Origin of the sequence: Chroococcidiopsis cubana SAG 39.79, assembly GCF_003991895.1 — a bacterium.
GTDB classification, from domain to species: domain Bacteria; phylum Cyanobacteriota; class Cyanobacteriia; order Cyanobacteriales; family Chroococcidiopsidaceae; genus Chroococcidiopsis; species Chroococcidiopsis thermalis.
The window spans coordinates 1-3,505 of sequence record NZ_RSCK01000031.1 but is presented as its reverse complement, the minus strand read 5'-3'; the positions used below and the strand labels follow the sequence as shown (position 1 = coordinate 3,505).

Below are 3,505 nucleotides of genomic sequence, written 5' to 3'. Positions count from 1 at the left end.
GGACAAGGGGGACAAGGGGGAACTCGGGGACCCCACGACCGAAGGGAGTGGGGATTAGGGGGCGAAGGGGGACAAGGGGGCGGTTAACCAATTACCAACTACCAATTACCCATTACCAACAACCAATAACTAGACTTCTTACAATAGAAACAGAACGATCGCAGATTCAGACTAATGTTACAAAAACTAGAGCAGTTAAAGGCTTTGTTTGCTCAGATGGAACGGGCGTTGATTGCCTATTCTGGGGGTGTAGATAGCACTTTAGTCGCTAAGATTGCTACTGATGTTTTGGGCGATCGCGCGATCGCAGTTACGGCTGTTTCTCCTTCTTTGTTGCCCGAAGAATTGGAAGATGCCCAAGTTCAAGCAGCACAAATCGGAATTGTCCATAAAATTATTCAAACGCATGAAATGGATAATCCAAATTACACTTCCAATCCCGTGAATCGCTGCTATTTCTGTAAAAGTGAGTTACACGATACGCTCAAACCCTTGGCAAAGGAATGGGGATATCCTTATATTGTCGATGGGGTGAATGCTGACGATTTACGCGATTATCGCCCAGGGATTCAGGCGGCGAAAGAACGCGGCGTGCGATCGCCTCTGGCAGAAATAGGAGTGACAAAAGCCGAAGTACGGCAATTATCGCAACAACTAGGCTTGTCTTGGTGGGATAAACCAGCCCAACCCTGTCTCAGTTCCCGCTTTCCCTATGGCGAAGAGATTACTGTATCTAAGCTACAGCGGGTAGGAAGGGCAGAAATTTATTTACGCAAGTTGGGATGGCAAAATTTAAGGGTGCGATCGGAGGGAGATACGGCAAGAATCGAGTTAATGCCAGATCTGATTAAAGATTTTGTCGCCCAGACAGATTTAGTGGCGCTGACTGCGGCATTTCAAAGTTATGGTTTTGTTTACGTCACGCTCGATCTAGAAGGTTATCGGAGTGGAAAGCTCAATCAAGTTTTGTCCGCGCCGATGGCTTCGAGGTAGATGTTTCTTAACTTTGCTGCGTAGCGATCGATGGAATGATGCTCGATGATTCTAGAGATTGAGTTATGAGATTTCTCTAGAATTATCTGACGATTAGCAAATATCTCATGTACTGCTCGTTCGATGCCCTCACGAATCAATTTGCTAATAGTGTCTCTATCTTCTTTTGTCGTGTAAATTGCTTCTCCTAAACTATTTTTAGGAACCTCAATCGTCCATCCTACATGATTATTATTGATTTCGGTTAAAGCTCTGACATTAGTTGTAATCACAGGACACCCTGCTGCTTGAAATTCCAAAACAGAGTAGCCATACGTATCAGCGTAAGTCGGTAATAAACCGATATGCGCCTTTTTCATCAATTCAATAACTTCGTGATTGGGTAATTGGGGAAAATAATGAATCCAGTCAGATTGCTGGAGCGAATGCTTTACTTGTTCAACATCAGCAAGCGTCTCTTTAGTAGCATAATTATCAATATTAAGAGAGCTAATAACTGTTAACTCAAGATTATATTTATAGCGCTCTTTTAAAGCTTTTAATGTCTGCATAATTTCTTGCCCTCCTTTGCGAAAGAAAGAAGAACCAACAAATATAAATTTTGTCGTTTCATCCAGGCTCAATTTTTTATCTGCATATTTAGAAACAAACTCCCTTTGTGGCGGATGCATAACTATCAGTTTGCTTTCTATGCTTTCTTGATATTCAGGAAATTCTTTTAGCAGCCTTCTTTGCATATTAGCATTGCAATCAGACATAGCGATAATTTGCCGACAAGCATCGCGAGAAATTGCTTGAAAAGCTTTATGCATTTTAGATTCAGTTTTCAGAGCGGAAAAATCGATTTCTAAGTTGCGATCGCTCGGACATGAAAGCAAGCAAGTCAATCTCGGTAAAAATGTTTCAAATGTCGTAATCCAGGGAGTAGAACCATAACTGATTGTATTGAAAAAATGTAAAAGGCTAACTCGATTCAAATCGAAATCGTAAAATTGATTGTAAGAGTCAATCAGAGAAAATATCTCTCGGTTAGCAAGCTGATTGAATTGACTCGCAATCCTTTGTTTCAACAGAAAAAAATCGCGAACTTTTTTGTATTTAGTATCGGGAACTATGTCGATAATATTTCTTTTTTCTGGATATGCATCGAATTTATAACCAATCAGCACAATAGGCTTCTCCTCGATCGATACTTCAGTTAGGTTAACTAGCGATCGCCAAAGGTTGAGTTGATTTCACAATCTGCATTCCAGCATCGGTAAACCTTTGAAAAGCCGCGTTTGCTTGTTCGGTGTAGTCAACTACACCAGGCACGACAACAGCAGAAGTACAATCTTCTAATAAATAAACTTTCTGAGCCAGACTCGGATCGACTTGCTGAATTTCAGTTAATAAATCATCTACAGTCCAAGCAACACAATGGCTTTTAGCTTGCCCTGCAATAATAACAGCATCAAATTCTAATAGTTGTTGAATTAACCGAGAATTCTTTTGAGCAATTGGTTTGCCATCTGCACCATCAAGAACTTCGGGACGCAAGACGGAATAGTTTTCTGTTAATGGATTGTTCCCTTTAATTTCAAATTGAGTTTGACTATCGCGGGCAATACAATGGAAAAATACCGCTTCTTCCACCGCAGAAACTAAAGCATGACCGATGCCACCTAACATGGAATGATAAGACCAAACCGTGAGGGGATATTTGCCATGCTGACTCAGTTGATTGACATAATGTAAAGCATGTTTTTGGAGCATACTGTAGTCTAATTTTAAACTATACGCTACAGCAGGATTAACTTGCCAAATCCCTTGTTCGATATCTGTAGGCGTAATATTTGTTGCAGATGGCGTTGGATGTTCTCCATCTTGGTTAATCCAAAGGATTGGATGAAAAATCTGCATTGCCGTGTGAGTATCTAGAGTCGGTGCGATCGCGCTAATCACTCCTAAATTACGATAAATAAATTCACACAGTCTCCGATTATCTTCGACTGCCCCAGTACCGGATTGTCCACCCACAAATAATTCAAAACTGGGAATGCAAAAAGTATTTTGTATGTCAATTAGTAGCAAACAAACTTGAGTTTTATCTGCTGATGCTGGTTGAATTTGATATTTTTTTGCCCACTCTCTCGCCGCTGCTGCCCTTTGTTGGTAAGGGACGCGCCAGACTTCGCCAACTTTCTCTGGTGCAAAGTGAGGGGGAATTGGTAACTGGGTGGTTGTACTCATGGGGTTTTGTTCTTTGGACGAATTGCAGTTAGGCGAATAGAATTTGCGCCTACACAGGCAAAACCCGCCTGTGCGGGTTTCAAACCATTAGTCTCATAGCAATTCTCGATTGCGTGCGTGACATTGGTAGGGGCGCACAGCTGTGCGCCCCTACAGATCGCGTATTTTACCCAATTGAAAACCGCTATCATTCGCTGTTTCTATTAGAACCTATTTATAAAGTAAACCTTTAAGCAGATAGGCGACGTAGCATAATTCGAGTCATAACAGCATAAATAGC

At 41.5% G+C, this 3,505-nt stretch carries 3 protein-coding genes; 1 reads left to right on the top strand and 2 read right to left on the bottom strand.

Going from position 1 to position 3,505, the window contains the following annotated elements:
• The first annotated feature begins 174 nt into the window (after positions 1-174).
• Positions 175-993 carry an ATP-dependent sacrificial sulfur transferase LarE gene (gene larE, locus DSM107010_RS18400; protein WP_106170926.1) on the top strand — a complete coding sequence of 273 codons (819 nt, stop codon included), beginning with the start codon at positions 175-177 and terminating at the stop codon, positions 991-993.
• On the opposite strand, the gene DSM107010_RS18395 is transcribed toward larE, so the two are convergent.
• On the bottom strand, positions 960-2,162 hold the full coding sequence (locus DSM107010_RS18395; RefSeq protein ID WP_106170929.1) for a glycosyltransferase family 4 protein: 1,203 nt from the start codon (positions 2,160-2,162) through the stop codon (positions 960-962). The genes larE and DSM107010_RS18395 overlap by 34 nt on opposite strands.
• 34 nt (positions 2,163-2,196) lie before the next feature.
• Positions 2,197-3,225 carry a cysteine hydrolase family protein gene (locus DSM107010_RS18390; protein ID WP_106170932.1) on the bottom strand — a complete coding sequence of 343 codons (1,029 nt, stop codon included), beginning with the start codon at positions 3,223-3,225 and terminating at the stop codon, positions 2,197-2,199.
• Positions 3,226-3,505 lie beyond the last annotated feature (280 nt).

What these genes read in the sequence shown, in the direction of transcription:
- larE (WP_106170926.1), top strand. Translation starts at nt 175, where the DNA reads ATGTTACAAAAACTAGAGCAGTTAAAGGCTTTGTTTGCTCAGATGGAA.
- DSM107010_RS18390 (WP_106170932.1), bottom strand. Translation starts at nt 3,225, where the DNA reads ATGAGTACAACCACCCAGTTACCAATTCCCCCTCACTTTGCACCAGAG.